19 protein-coding genes are annotated in these 20,908 nt (G+C 70.5%); 9 read left to right on the top strand and 10 right to left on the bottom strand.

All coding sequences use genetic code 11. From position 1 onward, the window contains the following. Positions 1–172 precede the first annotated feature (172 nt). The 3 genes from A5694_RS09790 to A5694_RS09800 all read left to right on the top strand — a co-directional run bounded on the left by A5694_RS09790 (position 173) and on the right by A5694_RS09800 (position 3,233). Complete coding sequence (locus A5694_RS09790; protein WP_064921645.1) at positions 173–682, top strand: DUF6912 family protein; 510 nt, start codon at positions 173–175, stop codon at positions 680–682. A gap of 66 nt (positions 683–748) precedes the next feature. Next, on the top strand, positions 749–1,891 hold the full coding sequence (locus A5694_RS09795) for a ferredoxin reductase (protein WP_064921646.1): 1,143 nt from the start codon (positions 749–751) through the stop codon (positions 1,889–1,891). An 82-nt stretch (positions 1,892–1,973) separates the two neighbouring features. After that, entirely contained in the window at positions 1,974–3,233 is a 1,260-nt protein-coding gene (locus A5694_RS09800) for a fatty acid desaturase family protein (RefSeq protein ID WP_064921647.1), read from the top strand. Positions 3,234–3,315: 82 nt separating this feature from the next. Here the strand turns inward: A5694_RS09800 and rsgA are convergent, their stop codons facing one another. Further along, positions 3,316–4,296: a ribosome small subunit-dependent GTPase A gene (gene rsgA, locus A5694_RS09805; protein WP_064921669.1), complete on the bottom strand. Its 981-nt coding sequence runs from the start codon at positions 4,294–4,296 to the stop codon at positions 3,316–3,318. Further along, positions 4,293–5,585 carry a 3-phosphoshikimate 1-carboxyvinyltransferase gene (gene aroA / locus A5694_RS09810; RefSeq protein ID WP_064921670.1) on the bottom strand — a complete coding sequence of 431 codons (1,293 nt, stop codon included), beginning with the start codon at positions 5,583–5,585 and terminating at the stop codon, positions 4,293–4,295. The genes rsgA and aroA overlap by 4 nt, the downstream gene beginning before the upstream one ends. A 107-nt stretch (positions 5,586–5,692) precedes the next feature. On the opposite strand from aroA, the gene A5694_RS09815 reads away from it, so the two are divergent. Further along, the gene (locus A5694_RS09815; protein WP_064921648.1) at positions 5,693–7,276 is read left to right on the top strand and encodes a serine/threonine-protein kinase; all 1,584 of its coding nucleotides are present in this window, start codon (positions 5,693–5,695) and stop codon (positions 7,274–7,276) included. A gap of 120 nt (positions 7,277–7,396) precedes the next feature. Here the strand turns inward: A5694_RS09815 and A5694_RS25070 are convergent, their stop codons facing one another. The 4 genes from A5694_RS25070 to A5694_RS09835 form a co-directional block, all read right to left on the bottom strand. Next, positions 7,397–8,665 (bottom strand): PPE family protein, encoded by a 1,269-nt coding sequence (locus A5694_RS25070; protein ID WP_064921649.1) that lies wholly within the window; start codon positions 8,663–8,665, stop codon positions 7,397–7,399. A 15-nt stretch (positions 8,666–8,680) separates the two neighbouring features. After that, a complete protein-coding gene (locus tag A5694_RS09825; protein WP_064921650.1) occupies positions 8,681–9,895 on the bottom strand; it encodes a PPE family protein in 1,215 nt (404 codons plus the stop codon). A 9-nt stretch (positions 9,896–9,904) separates the two neighbouring features. Then, the gene (locus A5694_RS09830) at positions 9,905–10,204 is read right to left on the bottom strand and encodes a PE family protein (RefSeq protein ID WP_064921651.1); all 300 of its coding nucleotides are present in this window, start codon (positions 10,202–10,204) and stop codon (positions 9,905–9,907) included. A gap of 224 nt (positions 10,205–10,428) precedes the next feature. After that, positions 10,429–11,466 (bottom strand): LLM class flavin-dependent oxidoreductase, encoded by a 1,038-nt coding sequence (locus A5694_RS09835; RefSeq protein ID WP_064921652.1) that lies wholly within the window; start codon positions 11,464–11,466, stop codon positions 10,429–10,431. Between the two features lie 92 nt (positions 11,467–11,558). Between A5694_RS09835 and A5694_RS09840 the strand changes: the two genes are divergently transcribed. Together A5694_RS09840 and A5694_RS09845 are read left to right on the top strand one after the other, a co-directional pair. After that, complete coding sequence (locus A5694_RS09840; RefSeq protein WP_064921653.1) at positions 11,559–12,278, top strand: class I SAM-dependent methyltransferase; 720 nt, start codon at positions 11,559–11,561, stop codon at positions 12,276–12,278. 16 nt (positions 12,279–12,294) lie between these two features. Next, positions 12,295–13,041, top strand: a complete 747-nt coding sequence (locus tag A5694_RS09845) for an SOS response-associated peptidase (protein WP_064921654.1) — start codon at positions 12,295–12,297, stop codon at positions 13,039–13,041. A 3-nt stretch (positions 13,042–13,044) separates the two neighbouring features. Here A5694_RS09845 and A5694_RS25075 read toward each other — a convergent pair whose 3' ends face one another. Next, positions 13,045–14,358 (bottom strand): PPE domain-containing protein, encoded by a 1,314-nt coding sequence (locus A5694_RS25075; protein WP_064921655.1) that lies wholly within the window; start codon positions 14,356–14,358, stop codon positions 13,045–13,047. Between the two features lie 3 nt (positions 14,359–14,361). Continuing rightward, on the bottom strand, positions 14,362–15,714 hold the full coding sequence (locus A5694_RS25080) for a PPE family protein, SVP subgroup (protein WP_064921656.1): 1,353 nt from the start codon (positions 15,712–15,714) through the stop codon (positions 14,362–14,364). A 213-nt stretch (positions 15,715–15,927) separates the two neighbouring features. Here A5694_RS25080 and A5694_RS09860 point away from each other — a divergent pair, with 213 nt between their 5' ends. Together A5694_RS09860 and A5694_RS09865 are read left to right on the top strand one after the other, a co-directional pair. Then, entirely contained in the window at positions 15,928–16,671 is a 744-nt protein-coding gene (locus A5694_RS09860; protein ID WP_185746544.1) for a response regulator transcription factor, read from the top strand. Continuing rightward, complete coding sequence (locus A5694_RS09865; protein ID WP_064921658.1) at positions 16,668–18,074, top strand: HAMP domain-containing sensor histidine kinase; 1,407 nt, start codon at positions 16,668–16,670, stop codon at positions 18,072–18,074. The genes A5694_RS09860 and A5694_RS09865 overlap by 4 nt, the downstream gene beginning before the upstream one ends. Here the strand turns inward: A5694_RS09865 and A5694_RS09870 are convergent. Together A5694_RS09870 and A5694_RS09875 are read right to left on the bottom strand one after the other, a co-directional pair. Further along, positions 18,071–19,042: a dimethylarginine dimethylaminohydrolase family protein gene (locus tag A5694_RS09870; protein ID WP_064921659.1), complete on the bottom strand. Its 972-nt coding sequence runs from the start codon at positions 19,040–19,042 to the stop codon at positions 18,071–18,073. The two genes, A5694_RS09865 and A5694_RS09870, sit on opposite strands and share 4 nt — an antisense overlap. Before the next feature lie 18 nt (positions 19,043–19,060). Beyond that, positions 19,061–19,921 (bottom strand): SDR family oxidoreductase, encoded by an 861-nt coding sequence (locus tag A5694_RS09875; protein ID WP_207515965.1) that lies wholly within the window; start codon positions 19,919–19,921, stop codon positions 19,061–19,063. A 207-nt stretch (positions 19,922–20,128) separates the two neighbouring features. Between A5694_RS09875 and A5694_RS09880 the strand changes: the two genes are divergently transcribed. Continuing rightward, positions 20,129–20,872 (top strand): TetR/AcrR family transcriptional regulator, encoded by a 744-nt coding sequence (locus A5694_RS09880; RefSeq protein WP_064921671.1) that lies wholly within the window; start codon positions 20,129–20,131, stop codon positions 20,870–20,872. The last annotated feature ends 36 nt before the right edge of the window (positions 20,873–20,908 follow it).

Raw genomic sequence — 20,908 nt, forward strand, 5'->3', positions numbered from 1 at the left:
ACGCCGCCACTCTGGTGAGCGAGGCGTGAGCAGCCATCCCGGCGACCCGTGCCTGATGGCCGCGACCCGCTTCGCCCGGCTTCGCCGCGCTCGCGATCGCGGCTGATTTGATGGCCGCGACCCGCTTCGCCCGGCTTCGCCGCGCTCGCGATCGCGGCTAGGGTCTGAGCTCATGCGGGTTTACATCCCGGCGACGCTGGCCATGCTGACCCAGTTGGTCGCCGACGGTTCACTGCGGCCGGTCAGCGGGACCGCGTTCGCCGTGACGCCGGCGCTGCGGGAGTCCTACGCGCACGGCGACGACGAGGAACTGGCCGAGGTGGCCCTGGGCGAAGCGGCGTTGGCGTCACTGCGGCTGCTCGCTACCGCCGACCCGGCCCCGAGCGGCGAGACACTGCCGACCCGCAGGGCGGTGCTGGTCGCCGAGGTCGAGCCGGTCACCGCCCGCCCGGATCTCGATGCCGCCGTGGTGCGGCTGCCCAGGCCGGTCGAGATCGGCGAGGTGGTCGCGGCGTATGTGGACAACGCGGCCGCCGAGCCGGCGGTGCGCGCGGCGGTGGCAGCGATCGACGACGCCGATCTCGGCGACGAGGATGCCGAGCTGACCGTGGGCGACGCCCAGGATCACGACCTGGCCTGGTATGCCACCCAGGAGCTGCCGTTCCTGCTTGAGCTGCTCTGATGTCGGATCGGGCAAGCTACGCTACCGTAGGTTTACCGACCTTCGGTAGCGAGCAGGGAAGTTTCAGTGAGCAAGAAATATGCGTCGATCAGTGCCAACATCGGCGACACCAAGCGGCCGACCGTCGTCGGCGCCGACCGCCATCCGGGTTGGAATGCCTTGCGGCGCATCGCCAGCCGTATCACCACGCCGCTACTGCCGGACGACTATCTGCGGCTGGCCAACCCGCTGTGGTCGGCCCGCGAACTGCGCGGCCGGGTGCTGGAGGTGCGACGTGAAACCGCCGATTCGGCGACGCTGGTCATCAAACCCGGCTGGGGTTTCCACTTCGACTACCGGCCCGGGCAGTACATCGGCATCGGGCTGCTGGTCGACGGGCGCTGGCGCTGGCGGTCCTACTCGCTGACGTCGGCCCCGACCGGGGGCCGCACCATCGCCATCACGGTCAAGGCGATGCCTGAGGGCTTCCTGTCCAGCCACCTGGTCGACGGCGTCGTGCCGGGCACCGTGGTGCGGTTGGCCGCTCCGCAGGGCGAATTCGTGCTGCCCGAACCGGCGCCGGCCACGGTGCTGTTTTTGACCGCCGGGTCCGGGATCACGCCGGTCATGTCGATGCTGCGCACCCTGGCCCGCCGGGGCGGGATCACCGATGTGGTGCACCTGCACTCGGCGCCCACGCCCGCCGACATGCTGTTCGCCGAGGAATTGGCCGCATTGGCGCGGGAGCACCCCGGCTACCGGCTGCTGTTCCGCGCCACCCGCTCCCAGGGCCGGCTGGACCTGTCCGGGCCGGCCATGCTGGACGCCGAGGTGCCCGACTGGCGCGGCCGACAGGTTTGGGCGTGCGGGCCGGCGGCGCTGCTCGGCGATGCCGAGCGCATCTGGGCGGACGCTGGGATCGCCGACCACCTGCACATCGAGCGATTCACGATCGCCCGTACCGCGGTGGCCTCCGGTGGGGGTACTGTCACCTTCGCAGCCAGCGGCAAGAGCGTCGTCACCGATGCGGCCACCACACTGCTCGAGGCGGGTGAGAGCGCCGGGGTGCAGATGCCGTTCGGCTGCCGGATGGGGATCTGCCAGTCCTGCGTGGTGGAGTTGGTGGCCGGCCAGGTCCGCGATCTGCGCAGCGGTGTCGACCATGAGCCGGGCACCCGCATCCAGACGTGTGTCTCGACGGCCGCCGGCGATTGCGAGCTGGACGTCTGACGGTTACCCGTTGGTAACCTACGGGAACGTAGGTTACGATAGCGTAGGTCAAGTAGTAAGACGCTCTGTGGAAGGCGGTCCAATGGCGGTAACCGACGTCGAGGCGTTCGCGCATCTCAGCGACGCCGATGTGGCGAACCTCGCCGCGGAACTCGACGCCATTCGCCGCGACATCGAGGACTCCCGCGGCGAGCGCGACGCCCGCTACATCCGTCGCACCATCGCCGCCCAGCGCCTGCTCGAGGTGACCGGCCGGGTGTTGCTGGCGGCCGGCTCGCGCCGCACGGTCCGCTGGGCCGGCACCGCGACCCTGGGGGTGGCCAAGATCATCGAGAACATGGAGATCGGCCACAACGTCATGCACGGCCAGTGGGACTGGATGAACGACCCGGAGATCCACTCCACCGGCTGGGAGTGGGACATGGCCGGGCTGTCCAAGCACTGGCGCTTCACCCACAACTTCCAGCACCACAAGTACACCAACATCCTCGGGATGGACGACGACGTGGGCTACGGCCTGCTGCGGGTCACCCGCGATGCGCCCTGGAAGCGTTTCAACCTGCTCAACCTGTTCTACAACACCATGTTGGCGATCGGTTTCGAGTGGGGAGTCGCGTTGCAGCACTTGGAGATCGGCAAGATCTTCAAGGGGCGCAGCGACCGTGCGGCGACGCTGGTGCGGGTGCGGGAGTTCTCCGCCAAGGCCGGCCGGCAGTTGTTCAAGGATTACGTCGCGTTCCCGGCTTTGACGGCACTGTCGCCCGGTGCCACCTTCTGGGCAACGGTGCGGGCCAACGCGATCGCCAACGTGATCCGCAATGTGTGGTCCAACGCGATCATCTTCTGCGGCCACTTCCCGGACGGCGCGGAGAAGTTCACCAAGACCGATATGGTCGGGGAGTCGCGCGGCCACTGGTATCTGCGGCAACTGCTGGGTAGCGCCAACATCGACGCCGGTCCGGCGATGCGGTTCTTCAGCGGCAGCCTGTCGCATCAGATCGAACATCACCTGTACCCGGACCTGCCCAGTAACCGTTACCCCGAGATCGCGGAGCGGGTACGTCAGGTGTGCGAGAAGTACGACCTGCCCTACACCTCCGGGCCGTTCCTGGTGCAGTACGCCAAGACCTGGCGCACCATCGCCAAACTGTCGTTGCCCGATCGATTCCTGCGCGACACCGCCGACGATGCCCCGGAGACCCGCAGCGAGAAGATGTTCGCCGGGCTACAGCCCGGTTACGCCGGGGCCGATCCGGTGACCGGGCGGCGCCGCGGGCTCAAAACCGCGATCTCGGCGGTGCGGGGCTGGCGCCGCGACGGGCGGGCCGACCTCGCGGCCTGATCTCCCGAGTCGACTCGGAATTTCACGACGCGACACGCCGCACGGGTGTCGTGAGATTCCGGGTCGGCCGTGGGATGGCGCGCTACGCCTCCCTCAGCACCGTCAGCAGCCGGCGCGCCGCCTCGACGCGGCGCTGGGCCGGCCCGGTCAGGGTGTCCAGCGCACATTCGGGGTCGGCGGGCGGCCCCAGATGCCCACAGCCGCGCGGACATTCGGTGATCGCCGCGGCCAGGTCGGAGAACGCCATCAGCACGTCGTCGGGGGCGATATGGGCCAGGCCGAACGACCGGATGCCCGGGGTGTCGATCACCCAGCCGGAGCCGACCAACCGCAGCGCCACCGACTGGGTGGAGGTGTGCCGCCCGCGACCGATGTCGGTGACTTGACCGACAGCTCGATCAGCTTGGGGGACAAGGCGATTGACCAGGGTTGATTTGCCGACCCCGGAGTGGCCCAGCAGCACGGTGATGCGGCCGGTCAACAACTCGGCCACCGCCTCGAGCGGGTCGTCACGGCCGGCGGTGACCACCGTGAGATCCAGGTCGGCGAACTGGCCGGCGAACGGCTCCGGATCGGCCAGGTCGGTCTTGGTCAGGCACAGAATCGGCGCCAGGCCGCCGGCGTAGGCGGCGATCAAGGCCCGCTCGACCAGGCCGGTGCGCGGCGGCGGGTCGGCCAGGGCCACCACGATGAGCAGCTGGTCGGCGTTGGCGACCACCACCCGCTCGGTCGGGTCGGTGTCATCGGCGGTGCGCCGCAACACCGTTCGCCGGGGTCCACGGCGGACGATGCGGGCCAGCGTGTCGGGCCGGCCGGACAGGTCCCCGACCACGTCGACGTGATCGCCGACGACGATCGGGGTGCGGCCCAGCTCGCGGGCCCGCATCGCGGTGACCTGGCAGCCCGGGTCGCCGTCGAGCACGCAGCCCCAGCGGCCGCGGTCGACGCTGACCACCATGGCCGATTGCGCATCCGCGTGTTCGGGGCGGATCTTGGTGCGCGGCCGGGAGCCACGGCCGGAACGGACCTTGACGTCGGACTCGTCGTAGTCGCTGGGCCTCAAGCGCCCGAACCCGAATCGGCCAGCATCTCCGCCCACATCCGGGGGAACGCGGGCAGCGTCTTGGCGGTGGTCTCGATGTCCTCCACGTCGACGTCGGCGACCCGCAATCCGATGATCGCGCCGGCGGTGGCCATCCGGTGGTCAGCATAGGAGTGCCAGGTTCCGCCGTGCAGCGGTGTCGCGGTGATCACCAGGCCATCGGCGGTCTCGACGGCCTTGCCGCCCAGCCGGTTGATCTCGGTGGTCAACGCCGCCAGCCGGTCGGTCTCGTGGCCACGCAGATGCGCGATACCGCGCAGGTGCGACACCGATCCCGGCGCCGCCAGCGCCGCCAGTGCAGCCACCGTCGGGGTGAGCTCGCCGACCGCGCGCAGGTCGACGTCGAAACTGGGATAGCTGTCCGGGCCGCGGACTAGCAGCTGCGAATCGGTGTGGCGGATCGCTGCGCCGGTTCGACCGATGATGTCGGTGATGGCATCGGCCGGCTGCACCCCGAACGCGGGCCAGTCGGTGATGCGCACCTCGCCGCCGGTGACCACGGCGGCCGCCAGGAACGGCGTGGCGTTGGACAGGTCCGGCTCGATCTCCCAGTGCCGGGCCGCCGGAGTCGCCGGCCGCACCTGCCAGCGGTTGCCGGTGCTGTCGTCGACGTCGATTCCGGCCTGCCGCAGCATCGCCACCGTCATCGCGATGTGCGGTGCCGACGGGAGGGACGGACCGGTGTGCACCACAGTCAGTCCGGCGTCGAACGCGGCACCGGCCAGCAGCAGGCCCGAGACGAACTGCGAGGAGGCCGACGCGTCGATCTCCACCGTGCCCCCGGCGACCGACCCGGCGCCCTTGATCGCGAACGGCAGCCCATCACCGTCGACCGCGATGCCCAGCCTGCGCATCGCATCGAGCAGCGGCGCGATCGGCCGGCTGCGGGCCTGTTCGTCGCCGTCGAAGGTCACCGTGGCGGTGCTCAACGCGGCCAGCGGCGGCACGAACCGCAACACCGTCCCGGCCAGGCCGCAGTTCAGCCGGGTTTCCGGCTCCGGGTCGATCTCGCCGCTGACGGTGACCTGGTGAGCCACCGCCTCCACCCGCAGTCCCAGGGCGCGCAGCGCGTCGAGCATCAGGTCGGTGTCGCGGCTGCGCAGGGCGCCGGAGAGGGTGGAGACCTCGCCGCCGCGCGCCGCCGCCAGCGCCGCCAGGATCAGCGCCCGGTTGGTCTGGGACTTCGAGCCGGGCACGGTGACCGTTGCCTCGACAGGGGTGCTGGTGGTCGGTGCCGGCCAAGTGGTCACGGTTTCATCCTGCCAGGCGCCGGTATGCGGCGCTGGTGTGACGTTCTTTGCCCGCTGGCCGCTTTGCAGCACCCAGCCGTTCACCCAGCATCGTTACCATCGGCGGCATGGCTCTGGCAGCGGGCTCGATTTTTGCTGAGTACACCATCCTCAAACTGTTGGGCGCAGGCGGGATGGGCAAGGTTTATCTCGCTCAGCACCCTCGCCTGCCGCGCCACGATGCGCTGAAGGTGCTACGCCGGTCGTTGAGCGCCGACGACGAGTATGAGGAGCGCTTCCGGCGGGAGGCCGAAGCCGCCGCGGTGCTCGATCACCCGAACATCGTGCGGGTGCACGATCGCGGTGAGTATCGCGGGCGGTTGTGGATCGCGATGGAGTACATCGACGGTGAGACGCTCGGTGAGTTGATCTGCCGCCGGTTTCCGGCCGGCATGCCGGCGGCGGCCGTCATCCCGATCGTGGCATCCATCGCCGATGCGCTCGACTACGCCCACCGCAAAGGTGTGGTGCACCGCGACGTCAAACCCAGCAACATCCTGGTGACCGAGCAGGAGGACGGCGAGCTGAGCGCGGTGCTGGCTGACTTCGGTATCGCCCGGCAATTGAGCGGTCCCAGCGGGCTGACCGCGAGCAACCTGGCGATCGGCACCATCGCCTACGCCGCGCCGGAGCAACTGATGGGCTCGGAGGGGCTGGAATACGCCGACCAGTATGCGCTGGCCGCCACCACGTTCCAGATGCTCACCGGGACGCCGCCGTTCCAGCATGACAACCCGGTGACCGTCATCAGCCACCACCTGAACACGCCTCCGCCGCTGGTCAGCGCGCACCGTCCCGAGCTGCACCCGTTCGACGACGTACTCGCGGCGGCGCTGGCCAAAGACCCCGCCGAGAGGTTCCGGAACTGCTCGGATTTCGTCACGGCGCTGGCGGAGCGGCTGGACGACCCGGCTGCCGAGGAGACCTCCGACGTCGCCAGCACCGTCGTTCGGGGCGTGCCACTACCGGCGGGCGCCGCCGCAGCACCGCGAAGCCGACTGGCGGTATTGGCCCGTCCGGCTGTCGTGCTGCCGCTGGCCCTGGTGTTGGTGGGATCGGTGGCGACCGTCGTCCCGCGACTACTGGCTGACGAGCCGGTGGAGACGGCCGCCGCCGCCGGTGAGGCACCGGCCGGCGTGGTGGCGCAACCGCCCACGGCGCCGGCGTTCGAGGGGACCTTCCGGGTCGACGCCAACCGGGCGGGGGAGAAGTACAACGGTGTCCCCAACCCGCAGCCGCCCAACGTGAGCACCTGGTGGGCGGTCCGGTCGTCTTGCGACACCAAAGTGTGTACCGCCACGGCGACGATGCTCGACCAGAAGGACCACCACAAGGCGGCCACACTGCCCGACGGCGGCACCGAGATGGTTCTCGAATACGTCAGCGACACCTGGCGGTCCCGGCCACAGCAGTTGACGGCCCCGTGTGTGGGCGCCGACGGGCGGCTGAGCAACCAGACCACCACCCAGGTGCTGTCGTTGGAGCCGACCATCCCGGGCGTGCTGCACGGTGCGATGGTCGCCACCGTCGACACCAACGAGTGCGGCCAGCGCGGCGCCCAGATCTGGGTGCCGGTGGTCGCGAGCCGTTTCGGTGACGCACCGGCCGAGGTAGTCGGCGGTACCGATACCAAACCGGCCAAACCGGCCTGATTCTCCCGCGACACCCAGCCGATGGTGTCCAGCGCCAAACCCCGACGCCCAGCGTGAAGCTGGCTTCACGCTCGAGCCGTGAGCGTGAAGCCAGCTTCACGCTGGGCCGGTGATCCGGGGTTATCCGGCGCTGGGCGGCCGGTTCATCACCCGGTGACGGTAGCCGTAGCGCGGCACGAACCGGAAGCCGGTGGGCCCGCCGGCGGCGGCACTGGCCCCCGGCAAGCCCGCCATGCCGGGCACGCCCGCCCGCGGCACCATGCCGGCTTCTGAGGCTGCGGCGCTTGCCACGCTTTCCGAGGCCGCTGCCATCCGGCTCGACACCAGGGTCGCCGGATTGGCCGAACTGGGCGTCGTCGGCCAGCTCTGCGGCACCGACAGGCCGCCGATCTGCATCCCCTTGCCGAGCGCGACCGACGGGTTCATAGCGCCGAAACCCGGTGCCCGGACCGACGCGGTTCCCGCCCCCTTGATGGAGCTTTCGGCTGCCTTCGCCATGTCGGTCAAGAATGCCCGGGACTCCGAGACGGCCTGACCGGACACCTCCCAGCCGTTGAGGCCCTGACCGACGGAGTCGCCGATCCGGAACAGGCCCATCGCCGAGTTGGTGTAGCCGGTGAGCGTGGTGAGCTGGCTGACCAGCTGCTGTAGGCCCGCGGTGGCCGGCGGCACGGTGGTGCCCGAGGAGCCGGCGGTTCCGGTGGCGGTGCCCGCCTGGGCGACCGACTGGGCCGCGGTCAAGGACTGGGCCGCGGTCAAGGATTGCGTCGCGGTCAAGGACTGCGTCGCGGTCGCGGCCTGCGATGCCGCGGAGTTGCCGGCGGCCTGGGCGGAGGCGGCGGCCTGCCCCGCGGGCGCGGCCGGATTGGTGGTCTGCGGCGGCGAGGTGAACTCCGACAGCTGCGTGGCCGCGGCAGAGCCACCCGCATAGCCGTACATCGCCGCGGCGTCCTGCGCCCACATCGCCGCGTAGTGGGCTTCGGTCGCCGCGATGGCCGGGGTGTTCTGGCCGAAGAAGTTCGTGGCGACCAACATCAGCAGCTGCGCCCGATTGGCCGCGACCACCTGCGGCGGAACGGTCATCGCGAATGCGGTCTCGAAGGCCGCCGCGGCGGCTTTGGCCTGGCTGGCCGCCAGCTCGGCTTGCGCGGCGGTGGTCTTGAACCAGGTGGTGAACGGCAGTGCCGCCGCCGCCATGGCCGCCGCCGAAGGACCGCGCCAGGTGGTGGTCAGATCCGTGATGGCCAGGTCCACCGCGGCTGCGGTCAGGCTCAACTCCTCGGCCAGCACATCCCAGGCGCCCGCAGCCGCCAGCATCGGCCCGGATCCGGCTCCGGCATACATCCGGGCGGAGTTGATCTCCGGTGGCAGTGCCCCGTAGTCGATCACTGAACCCCTCGGGTGCTATCCGCCGAACGGGCGGCGTGGCATGACGGTCAACGGGGTCCCGTAGCGCGGCGCGCCGAACCCGCGATATCCGGCTCCGGCCGCACCGGCGGCCGCGGCCGGGACTCCGGGCATGCCGGGCATGCCGGTCGGGGGCGCCATCGGCGTCGTGCCGAGAATCCCGCCCGCCGAGGGGACCGGTGCACTGGCGGCGGGGCCGACCGGCACCCACGAGCCGCCGGAGACCGGGCCCAGCGTGCTCACCGGCGGGGCCGGCGGAACCCAGGTCGGCGGCACCGACAGGCCCCCGATCGAACCGGCGGCACCGCTGGCGGCGTTGGCCGCGCCCGAGGCCGCACCGGCCGCGCCCGACGCCGCGCTCGCGGCTCCCGACGACGCGGCCTTGGCCGAGTCGGCCGCCAACTTCTGCAGGCCGAGCACACCGCTGACACCACGCCAGACTGCACAGACGTTGTTGGACTGCAGGTTGGCGTTGGTCACCAGCTGGGTCATCGCCTGGTTGCCGAGCTGGTAGTTCGGGTCGTTGAGGAGATCCTGGGCCGGGTTGCCGGTGGTGGCGTCGGCGGCCTTCGTGGTCAGCGAGTTCACCAGGCTCTGCAACGTGCCCGACGCCTTGGTGGCCTGCGTCCCGGTGGCGCTGCCGACCGCCTGGGCGACCGCGTTGCCGGTGGCGGCCTCGCCGCCCGGATTGGTCGGGTTCGGCGGCGCGGTGAAGTCGCTGAGCTTGGTCGCCGCGCTGGACTGGGCGTGGTAGCCGTACATCGCCAGCGTGTCCTGTGCCCACATCTCGCCGTGCTCGGCTTCGGTGGCCGCGATCGACGGGGTGTTCTGCCCGAGGATGTTGGTGGCGACCAGCTGCTGCAACTGCTGGCGGTTGGCCATGACCGCCATCGGCGGCACGATCGTCGCGCGCGCGGTCTCGTAGGCCGAGGCGGCGGAACGGCTCTGCCCGGCGGCCTGCTCGGCCTGCGCAGCGGTGAGCTCCATCCAGTTGATGTAGGGCGCCGCCGCGGTTGCCATCGTCGCCGACGCCGGCCCCAGCCATTCCTCGGTGGTGAGCTGGTTGATCACCGCCCGGTAGGAGGCCGCAATCGACTTCAGTTCGGCGGCCAGCGCGCTCCACGCCGACGCCGCCACCGTCATCGGTTCCGAGCCCGGGCCGGTATAGATCTTGGTGGAGGTGATCTCCGGCGGGGACGACAAGTAGTCCATCGCGGTGACCTAACCGGCCGCGGCGGCGTTGGCCGCCTCGGTGGCGGCGTACGCACCGGCGCCGTTGCTCAGCGCGTTCACGAACATCTCGTGCACGGCTGCGGCTTGGGCGCTGACCATCTGGTAGGCCTGGGCGTGCGCGGCGAACTGCGCTGCGGTCAGCGCGGAGACCTCGTCGGCGGCGGCGGGAACCACGCCGGTGGTGGGGGCCGCTGCTGCGGCGCTGTGGGCGGTCATCGCCGACCCGATGGTCCGTAGGTTGGCAACCGCGGCCAGTAGCGCCTCCGGCTGCGTTGTTACGAACGACATAACGCTCCTCGTCGAGTCCTTCGTCATCTGCGATCGTCGAGATGCGGATCGCGCTACCCGGTTGGGTGCACACCCGACGCTAGGCGATCTGAACGCCGTGACACACCCGCGGAGCTGGCTTTTCGCAGACTGTCAGCAGTTGTTCACCGACCGTTCGGAACCGCACCCGATTCATTCACCGATCCGCACGCCGAAGTCGTGCAGCCGTTACCGGCGGTTCATCTTCAGTTCAGCGCGTCGGCCAGCAGTGCCAGCGTGGATTCGCGCCCCGGCGCGGTGCCCGGGGCGGTGCCGCGCCGGGCCGAAGCGACCGGATTGAGCATCACTTCGTCGACCCTGAACCGGCCGGCCAGCTCCCGTAACTGCCCCAGCGCCTCGGTCGGTGTTCCCACCACGGCGCGCTCGAGCTCACCCTGGGCGACGCGGTGCTGCTGCGGGGTGAGCGTCGCCTGCTGGGCCTCTTCGACCAGTTCGAGGCGGCCCGGCGGCTGCCCGGTCGCCGTCCGCGCCTGCAGGTGCAGGTGGGGAAGTATCAAAGCGGCTGCCTCCGCGCCGGTTTCGGCGACGACGGTGTTGACGGTCAGGAAGGTGATCGGCTCTGCGGCGGCTTCGCTCGGCACGAACTCCGACCGGTAGAGCGCCAGTGCCTCGGCGGTGTGCTCGCCGAACAGGTGATGGCCGAACACGTAGGGCAGTCCTTTGGCCGCGGCGACCCGCGCCGACTCCAGCGACGATCCCAGCAGGAAGACGCGCGGTGACGTCAGCGCGTGTGGCGTCGCCTTGAGGACATAGCTGCCGTCGGGCAGCTGCACCGACACGCCGGCGGCGCCCAGCAGGGCGATCAGGTCATCGAGATGGTCGGGGAAGTCGTCGACGTTGTGGTCGGCGCGGCCGGTCGGGCCGCGCAGCACCATCGTCGCCACCGGGTCGGCGCCCGGCGCCCGTCCGATGCCCAGGTCGATACGGCCCGGGTGGGCCGCCTCGAGCAGCGCGAACTGCTCGGCCACCGCCAGGGGTGCGTGGTTGGGCAGCATCACCCCGCCGGAGCCGACCCGCATCCGGGAGGTCGCGGCCGCCAGCATCGCGATCAGCACCGCGGGGCTGGTCGCCGCCACCGACGGGATGTTGTGGTGCTCGGCGACCCAGTAGCGGGTGTAGGCCAGCCCGTCCGCCAGCTTCGCCAGGCGCAGGGAGGCTGCCAGTGCGTCCGGACTGGATTGGTCGGTGCGCACCGGCGCGAGGTCGAGCACTGAGAGGCGCACAGCGGCGATCTTGCCATCACCGGTGCCGTTATCGCCGTTCGTACACCGTCCGTTCCGATGTCGTTAACCGGCGTCACGCACAGTGGACAGCGATGAGCAACGATACCGAGTTCGCACCGCCGGCGGGTCCGCCCGAGCCCTGGGACATCGGCCGACCGCAGCCCGCGGTGCAGCAACTGGTGGCCTACGGAGCGCTGCGTGGCGCGGTGCTGGATCCCGGCACCGGGCCGGGACACCACGCGATTCACTATGCGGCTCACGGCTATTCGACAACCGGAGTAGACCAGTCCCCGGCTGCGATCGCGCAGGCGCAACGCAACGCCGCGGCAGCCGGCGTGAGCGTCGACTTCCAGGTCGCTGACGCGGTGGAACTCGCCGGGTTCGACGGCCGTTTCGACACCGTCGTCGACAGCGCGTTCTACCACGTCTTTCAGGACGACGAGGAGACCCAGCTGCGTTATGCGCGTGCCCTGCACCGGGCCACCAAGGCGCAGGCGCGGCTGTTCATGTTCGAGGCCGGCCGCCACAACGTCAACGGCTGGCAACTCGACGGCCTGTCGCCCGAGCGGTTCGGGCCGTTGCTGGCCGAAGCGGGGTGGCGCATCGACCACATCGGGACCACTACCTATCAGGGCACCTTCGACCCCGACGCCTTCACCGAGATGGTCGCGGTGATGGAGGCGCTCGGCCGGGAAGACCTGGTGGAGGGGGTCCGTGCGCTGGCACAGCGGTTCGCGATCCTGCAGCCCCTGCTCGAAGACAACCTGGTGCACATGCCGTTCTGGGCGGTGGCCGCCACCCGGCTCGACTAGCTGCCACCATGGAGACATGTGCGGGCGTTTCGCGGTAACCACCGACCCGGCGTTGCTGGCCGAGCGGATCGACGCCGTCAACGAGGTGCCGGCCGACGCTGATCCGGGGCAGAGCTACAACGTGGCACCGACCGATCTCGTCGCGACCGTGGTCAGCCGCCACGCCGATCCCGCCGACGTGCCGACCCGGCGGGTGCGGCTGATGCGCTGGGGGCTGGTGCCGCCCTGGACCAAGGCCGGCCCCGACGGTGCGCCGGCGACCGGCGGCCCGCTGCTGATCAATGCCCGCGCCGACAAGGTCACCACCTCGCCGGCCTACCGCTCAGCCGCCGACCACCGGCGCTGCCTGGTGCCGATGGACGGCTTCTACGAATGGCGGGCCGAACCGGCGGGGAAGAAGGCCCGCAAAACCCCGTTCTACATCTACGGCGACGGCGCGATGCTGTTCGCGGCCGGCCTGTGGTCGGTGTGGCGCGGCGACCGGCGGTCCGCCCCGCTGCTCAGCGTCACGATCATCACCACCGGGGCGGTTGGGGAACTCGCCGAGATACACGATCGGATGCCGCTGTTGCTTCCCGAAAACCGTTGGGACGCTTGGTTGGACCCGGATGCGTCGCTGGACACCGCGCTGCTGGCTTACCGCCCGGAGACCCAAGGGATCGCGCTGCGGGAGGTGTCCACCCTGGTCAACAGCGTGCGCAACAACGGCCCGGAACTGATCGCGCCGGCCGAGCCGCAACCCGAACAGGCATATCTGCTCTAGTCGCTATCGGCCGACCAGGGCCCGCTTCTCGGCGGCGTACTCCTCCTCGGTGAGGATGCCGGCGCTGCGCAGCTCGGCCAGCTCACGCAGCTCCACATCGGCGCCCATCAGCAGGCCGAAGGCCGACTCCGGCGTCAGCTCCGGCAGCTCGTGCGACCGCGAGGACGGCGGCTGCGGGGCCGTGGTCCTGCCGGTGGTCGGGCCCCGGCGGCCCCGAGCGGCACCCGCGCTGGCCCGGCCCGCCAGACCCGCCGCGGCCATCCCCACCGCGGGAACCACGGTCTCGCCGGCGGCCACACCCGATGCCGCGGCCGCGGGCGCGGAGGTGGCGGCGGACGCCAACGCCACGCCGGCCTGCCCGATCGCCGAGGGCACCGCCGACGTCCAGGCCAGTGGCACCGACAAACCGCTGATCGAGGTCGCTGAGGCCATGCTGGCCGTCACCGGCATGGCGCCGGCAAGGGCGGCTCGAGCCACTTCCTCGACTACCCCGAAGACGCCGAGCGGATCGATCAGGAAGGTGCCGAGCGCATCGATGCCGAACGTGCCCACCGAGTCGACGACCAGTTCCAGGCCGGCGTTGGAGAGTTCGACGGCGGGCGCGCCGGCCGTGGCCGCGGCCGTCAGCGGGCCGATCACACCGGCCAGCGCCGATACCCCCGCCGACGACCCCGCGGGAAGGGTGGAGCCCTGCAGCGCCTGGCCGATTCCGGCGAGCACGCCCTCACCTTGGCCCTCGGCGGCGGTGGCCACCGCCTGCCCCACCGCCCCGGCCTGGGCGGCCGGCCCGGCCGTGCTGGTGGTGCGCGGCGGTTGGGTGAACGGGACGAGTTTGGTGGCGGCGGCGGCGCCGGCGGCGTAGCCGGACATGGCGGTCGCGTCCTGGGCCCACATCTGCGCGTAGTGGGCTTCGGTGGCCGCGATCGCCGGGGTGTTCTGGCCCAGGAAATTGGTCGCGACCAGGGCCATCAGCAGGCTGCGGTTGGCGGCGATGACCGGCGGGGGCACCGTCATCGCGAACGCGGTTTCGTAGGCGGCGGTGGCGGCCCGGGCCTGCAGGGCCGTCTCCTCGGCCAGGACCGCGGCGGCGCGCATCCACTGGGCATACGGTGCGGCGGCTGCCGCCATGGCCGCGGCGCTCGGTCCGGCCCAGCCCGATGCCAGCTCGGTGAGCACCGATTCGTAGGCGAGGCCCGCGGTGTTCAGCTCGACGCCCAGCGCATCCCAGGACGCCGCGGCGGCCAGCAGCGGCCCCGCCCCGGCGCCGGAATACATCCGGCCCGAGTTGATCTCCGGCGGCAAAAACGCGAAATCCATGGGCTACCGGCCGAGTAGGCGCCGCTTCTCCTGGGCGAACTCTTCTTCGGTGAGGATTCCGGCGTCGCGGAGGTCAGCCAGTTCGCGCAGTTCGCCCGAGATCCGGGTGATCGGTCCGTTCAGCGGGCGCAGCGGCGGTGACTCCGGCTTCGGCTCATGGTGCTTGACGACCGGACGCGGCACCCGCGGGGCAGCCGCTGCTTTGGTTTTCGCGGTCGCGGTGGCGCCACCGCCTTGCCGCTGGCCCCGTCCGACGCCGGCGGTGGCCCGGCCGGCCAGGCCGGCGGCGGCCATCGCGGCCAACGGCAGCGCGGTGGCGCCGGCCGCACTGGGGACAGCGCCCTCGGCGGCCGTCGGCAATGCCCCGCCGACCTGCTGGATCACCGTGGTCGTTGGCGCCGCGGTCGCCCAGGTCTGCGGCACCGACAGCCCGCTGAGCGTGGCTGCTTCGCCCATCTCGGCGGTCACCGGCGTCACCGCACCGGCCAGCGCCATCTCCGGCAGCAGTTCGCTTTCGATCTCGCCGACACCGATCAGGTCGATACCGAAGGAGCCGGCCGCATCCACGCCGAACGTGCCGGCCGAGTCGATGACGAAGGTGCCGAACAGGCTGGCTGCCAGCGCCGCGTACGACGCCGCCAGACCGGGCTCCATCGCCGCCGCCGATCCGACCGAACCCAGCAGCGACGCGTTCGATCCGGCAGCCGCCGAACCCGGCGCGGCCAGGCCCTGCAGCGCTTGGCTGATCGCCGAGGCCACGGTCTCGGCGCGGCTGCCGGTCGCGGTGGCGGCCGCCTGCCCGACGGCGCCCGCCTGGTTGGCCGCCCCCGCCGGGTTGGTGGTCTTCGGCGGCTCGGTGAACGGGGCGAGCCTGCTGGCGGCGGCGGAACTGCCGGCGTAGCCGTACATGGCGGTCGCGTCCTGGGCCCACATCTCGTAGTAGTGGGCTTCGGTGGCCGCGATGGCCGCGGTGTTCTGGCCCAGGTAGTTGGTGGCCAGCAGGGTCATCAGCTGGGCGCGGTTGGCGGTGACGACCGGCGGCGGCACGGTCATCGCGAAAGCGGCGTCGTAGGCCGCGGCGGCGGTTCTGGCCTGGGATGCCGCATGTTCGGCCTGGGCGGCGGTGGCGTGCATCCATTTCGCATACGGCGTGGCGGCGGCGGCCATCGCCGCGGCGCTGGGTCCGGCCCAGCCGCTGGATAATTCGTCGATCACCGAGTCGTAGGCCAGGCCCGCGGCGTTCAGTTCGGCGGCCAGCGAACTCCAGGACGTGGCAGCCGCCAGCAATGGCCCGGCGCCAGGTCCGGAGTACATCCGAGCGGAGTTGACCTCCGGCGGCAGCGTTGCGAAATCCATTGCTAGACAGTTCTGTCGGTGGTAGGCATCATGGTCTCTCCTGAATTCCCCCGGTTCGCGTCGGTCGACGGGCCGCTGGGCGCACCACTGTCCGCACTCGCCTGAGGCGACGGTAAACGGTGAACTTGAAGTGAACCTGAAGAACACGGCGAACGACGAAAATCGCCCCGGCGGCTGCTGCCCAACCGGGCGCCGCGGTGTTATCAATGGACCATGGCCGATTCCCGGTCCGCTGAGCGGCGAGGCGGCAGTCCCTCAGCGCGTGGCGCCGAGGGCTTCAGCGTGGGCACCCCGCGAGTGCTGGTGGTCGAGGATTCCGAGACGATCCGCGAGATGGTCAGCGAGGCGCTGGCCGACGCCGGCTATCTGACCGACGCCCAGCCCGACGGCAGCGCCCTGGAGGAGGTGTTGGACGGGTTCCGGCCGGATCTGGTGGTGCTCGATGTGATGCTGCCGGGACGCGACGGCTTCGCTCTGATGGATGTGATCCTGCGCTGGGGCGAGGTCGGCGTGGTGCTGCTGACCGCGCGCGACGGCCTGCCCGACCGGCTGCGCGGGCTCGACGGGGGCGCCGACGACTACGTGGTCAAGCCGTTCGAGCTCGCCGAACTGGTGTCGCGGGTCGGGGCGGTGCTGCGGCGCCGGGGCCGGCTGCCGGCGGCCGTACAGTTCGGCGACCTGATGGTCGATGTCGACGCCGGGGTGGCCTCGCGTTCGGGGACCCCGCTGGGCCTGACCGCCACCGAGCTGCGGGTGCTGGTCTACCTGGTCGAACAGCGTGGCCGGATCGTCAGCAGCGCGCAGATCCTCAATGCGGTGTGGGGGTATGAGGCCTACGACCCCAACCTGGTCCAGGTCCATATCAGCGGGCTGCGCCAGAAGCTGGAGGCGCACGGGCCGCGGATCCTGCACACCGTGCGCGGGATCGGCTACCGGCTGCAACTGTCGGCCTCATGACCGCCACCCCGTCACTGCGGCGCCGCTTGACGGTGATGGCGTTGGGACTGCTCGCCCTATTGATGCTCACCATGGGCCTGGTCATCAATGCGACCTTGAGCGCGCTGGCCAACCACAGCCTTCAAGAGCGGCTGTCGACCGCCACGAAGCGCGCTGATTCCCTTGTAGCACTGGGGATTTCCGCCGACCAACTGGCCGAACAGCTCAACGGTGGCGTCATCGGCGCGCTGGTGGTCACGGCGGACGGTGCCAGCTACGGCGACCCCGCGATCGAACCCGATGCGACCAGCGGATCAAGGTATCCGCCTCCACCCCTGGAGCCTGACGACACCGCGACGGTGTTGGTGCATCCGCTGGCCAACGGCGACCGGGTGATTCTGGTCGCCGACACCACCGAGGCGGTCGAGACGCTGCACCGGTTGCAGCACCTGATGACCGAAGCCGGGCTGGGAACCCTGGCCGTGGCGGCGATCCTGCTGGCCGGGGTGAGCCGCGCCATGCTCGCGCCGCTGGACCGGCTCACCGATCTGGCCCGGGATATCACCACCGGGGACCGGGGCCGGCGCCTGCGGCCCGACCGGCCGAAAACCGAACTCGGCCGCGCCGCAAGCGCTTTCGACGACATGCTCGATGAGCTGGAGGATTCCGAGAAGCGCGCGCAACGGGCCGCCGACGCGGCGCAGCGCGCCGAAGCGGCGGTGCGGCGCTTCCTCGCGGACGCCGCCCACGAATTGCGCACCCCGATCGCCGGCATTCAGGCCGCTGCCGAGCAGATCGCCGGCAATGTCGGCCAGGATGTCGGCGAGGATGCGGTCGACCCGGAAGTGCTCCGCCAGCACCGGCGCGCCACCATGCTGCTCACCGAGGCCCGCCGCGCCACCCGGCTGGTCACCGACATGCTCGACCTGAGCTACATCGACGCCGGTCTGCCACTGGAACTCAAAGATGTCGATCTGATCGGAATCGTCGACACCCAGCTCGAGCGGGCGGCGTTACTGGCCCCGCAACTGAACCTGGCCCGCACCGGCCTGGACACCTTGGCCGTGCGGGCGGACCCCACCCGGCTGGCGCAGATCCTGTCGAACCTGCTGGACAACTCCCGCCGCTACACCCCGCCCGGCGGGCAGATCACCGTCGACGTGCAGCGTGTCGGCGGCGCCGCCGAAGTGACCGTCACCGACACCGGGATCGGCATCCGCGCCGAGGACGCCGAGCGCATCTTCGACCGGCTGGTGCGCCTGGACAGTGCTCGCGGCCGCGACCACGGCGGCGCCGGGCTGGGCCTGCCGATCGCGCGGGCGCTGGCCGACGCGCACGGCGGCCAGCTGACCTGTGTGCCCAGCGACGGCGGCGCCTGCCTCCGGCTGGTCCTGCCGATGATCGGGCCGCGACCGACCGGCTAGCTGCGGCGCAGCAACGGCTGGGTGCTGCAGCGGAACGCGCCGCCCAGCGATCGGCTGACGCGGAAGTCGACATACTCGACGGTCACGCCACGGCGTTTCAGCTGGTCACCGACCCCGCCGAAGGCCGGATCGGTCACATAGACGTCCGGGCTGATCGGCAGCCCATTGGTGATCAGCTCCTTGGCTTGCGGCAGTGAAACCGAAATCCGGTCCCAGGATGCCAACGGCTCCGGAACCCCGTCGAGCAGTGCCTCTTCGCACACCACCATCAGCCCGTCGCGGATCAATCCGAGCGCGCAGTCCAAGTGCAGGATCTGCCGGTTGAGCCGGACGACCTCGACGGTATAGCCCTGTGCGCCGAGGAGTTTCTCCAACCAGCGCGCGCCGAGGTCGTTCGACGCCAGGCCGGAAGTGCCGACGAAGACGTGCTTGCCGAGCACCAGGACGTCGCCCCCCTCCAGGAACGGGCCGGGCCCCAGCGTCGCATCGTCGTCGGCGGTGATCTCGGGAACCGGGACGGCGAGATAGCTGCAGGCCGCGGGATACACCCGTTCCAGCATGATGTCGCGCACCGGGAAGATTTCGCGGCGGCGGTGCCGAAACCGAACCGAGCCCTCGATCACGACGTTGCCGACGGTGAAGAACGGGTCTCGCACAAAGAAATTGGCGTACCCGTCGTGAGCTGATTTCTCGGCGGCGGTCAGCATCCGCGGCCGCAGCACCTCCACGCCGTAGCGGCGCAATACCGCCGCGAAATTCTCGCGCTCCTGCTCCCACGCGCGTTGGCGCTGCGGATGTGCGATACCGAAATCCTGCCCGCCGGAGACATTTTCGGATTCGCCGGGCGGCAGGAACGCCAGTTCGGACACCGGAATATGTTCCGGCAGCGCCAGTTCGGATTGTGCCAGGACCACGGTGCGCAGCGGCGCGAACTCGCTCTCGACAAAGACCGGCGGGTTCTCGGACATGTCTGCGGGGTGCCGGTGCTACGGCTGCACGTAGCCCGGTGGGTTGACGGTGTCCACCCACAGGTCCACGCCCAGGTCGGAGCCGGGGACGCAGTCATAGACTGACAGGTCGGTGACGCCGGACTCGAGCAGCACGTCCTCGCAGAGCAGCGAGTTGCCGGTGTAGGAGCCGGCCGGGCGGGTCAAAATCGCGTAGGCGGCGTCGGCGTACACCTCGGGTGTGCGGGCCCGGGCCATCGCCTCGTCGCCGCCGAGCAGGTTCTGCACCGCGGCGGTGGCGATCAGGGTGCGCGGCCACAGCGTGTTGGACGCGATCTGGTGCTCGCGCAGCTCTTCGGCCATGCCCAGCGCGCACAGCGTCATCCCGAACTTGGCCATCATGTACGCGGTCGGCTTGAGCCACTTGGACTCCAGCCGGATCGGCGGGGACAGGGTGAGGATGTGCGGGTTGTCCCGGCCGATCATGTGCGGGATGCAGGCCTGTGACACCGCGTACGTGCCGCGTACCTCGATTTCGTTCATCAGGTCGAAGCGTTTCAGCGGCACCTCGAGGATCGACCCGAGGTTGATCGCCGAGGCATTGTTGACGCAGATGTCGATCCCGCCGAACCGCTCGACGGCCGCCGCCACGGCAGCGGTCACCGAATCGCCGTCGCGGATGTCGCCGACGATCGGCAGTGCCTGCCCGCCGGCGTCCTCGATCTCGGCGGCCGCGGTGTAGATGGTCCCGGACAGCTTCGGGTGCGGTTCGGCGGTTTTGGCGATCAGCGCGATGTTGGCGCCATCGCGCGCGGCCCGCTTGGCGATCGCCAGGCCGATCCCGCGGCTGGCACCCGAGATGAACATGGTCTTACCGGAGAGTGGTCCTGGGGTTGGCATGGGTGTCACCCTATGCCGCCGTGCGGCGCGCGGTGAGCGTGCCGGGCAGATGGGTGATGGGTGACGGCGGCTGACGCCGCTTGGGCGGTTCCCGGCATGCCCAGGCCGGCTTACGCCGTAAACTAGGTGACCATTCGGCACGCTTGCGGCGACGTGATGACTCGGCCGATCAGAGCCTGCGGGTGCAGTGAAAAGGAAGTGGTCCGGTTGGATGCCGACGATCTCGATGGCCAGCGGCTGCTGGACGCCGAGGTAACCGGCAGTGGCGACGGTCAGCGCCCGCCGTCACAGCTGAGCCGCGACGGGATCCTGGAGATGGCGATCGACTTCATCGACCGCCACGGCCTGGCGAAGCTGACCATGCGTGCGCTGGGCGCGGCCTGCGGCGTCGAGGCGATGGCGCTCTACCGCTACGTGCACGGCCGCGGTGACCTGCTGACCGGGGTCGTCGACCACATCATCGACCGGCTCTATGCCGACCAGCTCGCCGCGCGGCGACAAGAAGACGGCTGGCAGGACTACCTGATGCGGCTGGCGCACGGAGTGCGCCAGATCGCCCTCGACCATCCGGAGGTCTTCCCACTGGTCGCCACGCAGGCTCCCGAGGCGCCGTGGGTTCGGCCGCCGCTGCGCAGCCTGCGCTGGATGGAAAGCTTCCTCGACACGCTGATCTCCTACGGATTCGACGACGGCGCCGCGGTGGTCGCCTACCGCTCCTACACCACGTTCCTGATCGGGCACCTGTTGTTGGAGGTCTCTGAGCATGGGGCGGAGCTGCATCCCGAGGAGGCGCTGCTGGAGGACAGCGTCCGGCCGGTGCGCGACCTGACGAGTTATCCGCACCTGCAGCGGTTGCAGCCGATGCTGTCCCAGGACCACAGCAGCGCCGAATTCGAAGAGGCGCTAGAAGCCATGCTTGACCGGCTCGAACTGCTGCTTGCCCGACACTGAGCCACAGGTTTACGACGTAAACACCGTGGGTATGTT

The organism is Mycolicibacter sinensis (genome assembly GCF_001667945.1).
Classification (GTDB): Bacteria; Actinomycetota; Actinomycetes; order Mycobacteriales; family Mycobacteriaceae; genus Mycobacterium; species Mycobacterium sinense_B.

Excerpts from the sequence above, each read along its gene's own strand:
- A5694_RS09840 (WP_064921653.1), top strand. The coding sequence starts at position 11,559 with ATGAGCAACGATACCGAGTTCGCACCGCCGGCGGGTCCGCCCGAGCCC.
- A5694_RS09875 (WP_207515965.1), bottom strand. The coding sequence starts at position 19,921 with ATGCCAACCCCAGGACCACTCTCCGGTAAGACCATGTTCATCTCGGGT.
- A5694_RS09800 (WP_064921647.1), top strand. The coding sequence starts at position 1,974 with ATGGCGGTAACCGACGTCGAGGCGTTCGCGCATCTCAGCGACGCCGAT.
- A5694_RS09845 (WP_064921654.1), top strand. The coding sequence starts at position 12,295 with ATGTGCGGGCGTTTCGCGGTAACCACCGACCCGGCGTTGCTGGCCGAG.
- A5694_RS09815 (WP_064921648.1), top strand. The coding sequence starts at position 5,693 with ATGGCTCTGGCAGCGGGCTCGATTTTTGCTGAGTACACCATCCTCAAA.
- A5694_RS09825 (WP_064921650.1), bottom strand. The coding sequence starts at position 9,895 with ATGGACTACTTGTCGTCCCCGCCGGAGATCACCTCCACCAAGATCTAT.
- A5694_RS09870 (WP_064921659.1), bottom strand. The coding sequence starts at position 19,042 with ATGTCCGAGAACCCGCCGGTCTTTGTCGAGAGCGAGTTCGCGCCGCTG.
- A5694_RS25075 (WP_064921655.1), bottom strand. The coding sequence starts at position 14,358 with ATGGATTTCGCGTTTTTGCCGCCGGAGATCAACTCGGGCCGGATGTAT.
- A5694_RS09865 (WP_064921658.1), top strand. The coding sequence starts at position 16,668 with ATGACCGCCACCCCGTCACTGCGGCGCCGCTTGACGGTGATGGCGTTG.
- A5694_RS25080 (WP_064921656.1), bottom strand. The coding sequence starts at position 15,714 with ATGGATTTCGCAACGCTGCCGCCGGAGGTCAACTCCGCTCGGATGTAC.
- A5694_RS09830 (WP_064921651.1), bottom strand. The coding sequence starts at position 10,204 with ATGTCGTTCGTAACAACGCAGCCGGAGGCGCTACTGGCCGCGGTTGCC.
- A5694_RS09790 (WP_064921645.1), top strand. The coding sequence starts at position 173 with ATGCGGGTTTACATCCCGGCGACGCTGGCCATGCTGACCCAGTTGGTC.
- A5694_RS09860 (WP_185746544.1), top strand. The coding sequence starts at position 15,928 with ATGGCCGATTCCCGGTCCGCTGAGCGGCGAGGCGGCAGTCCCTCAGCG.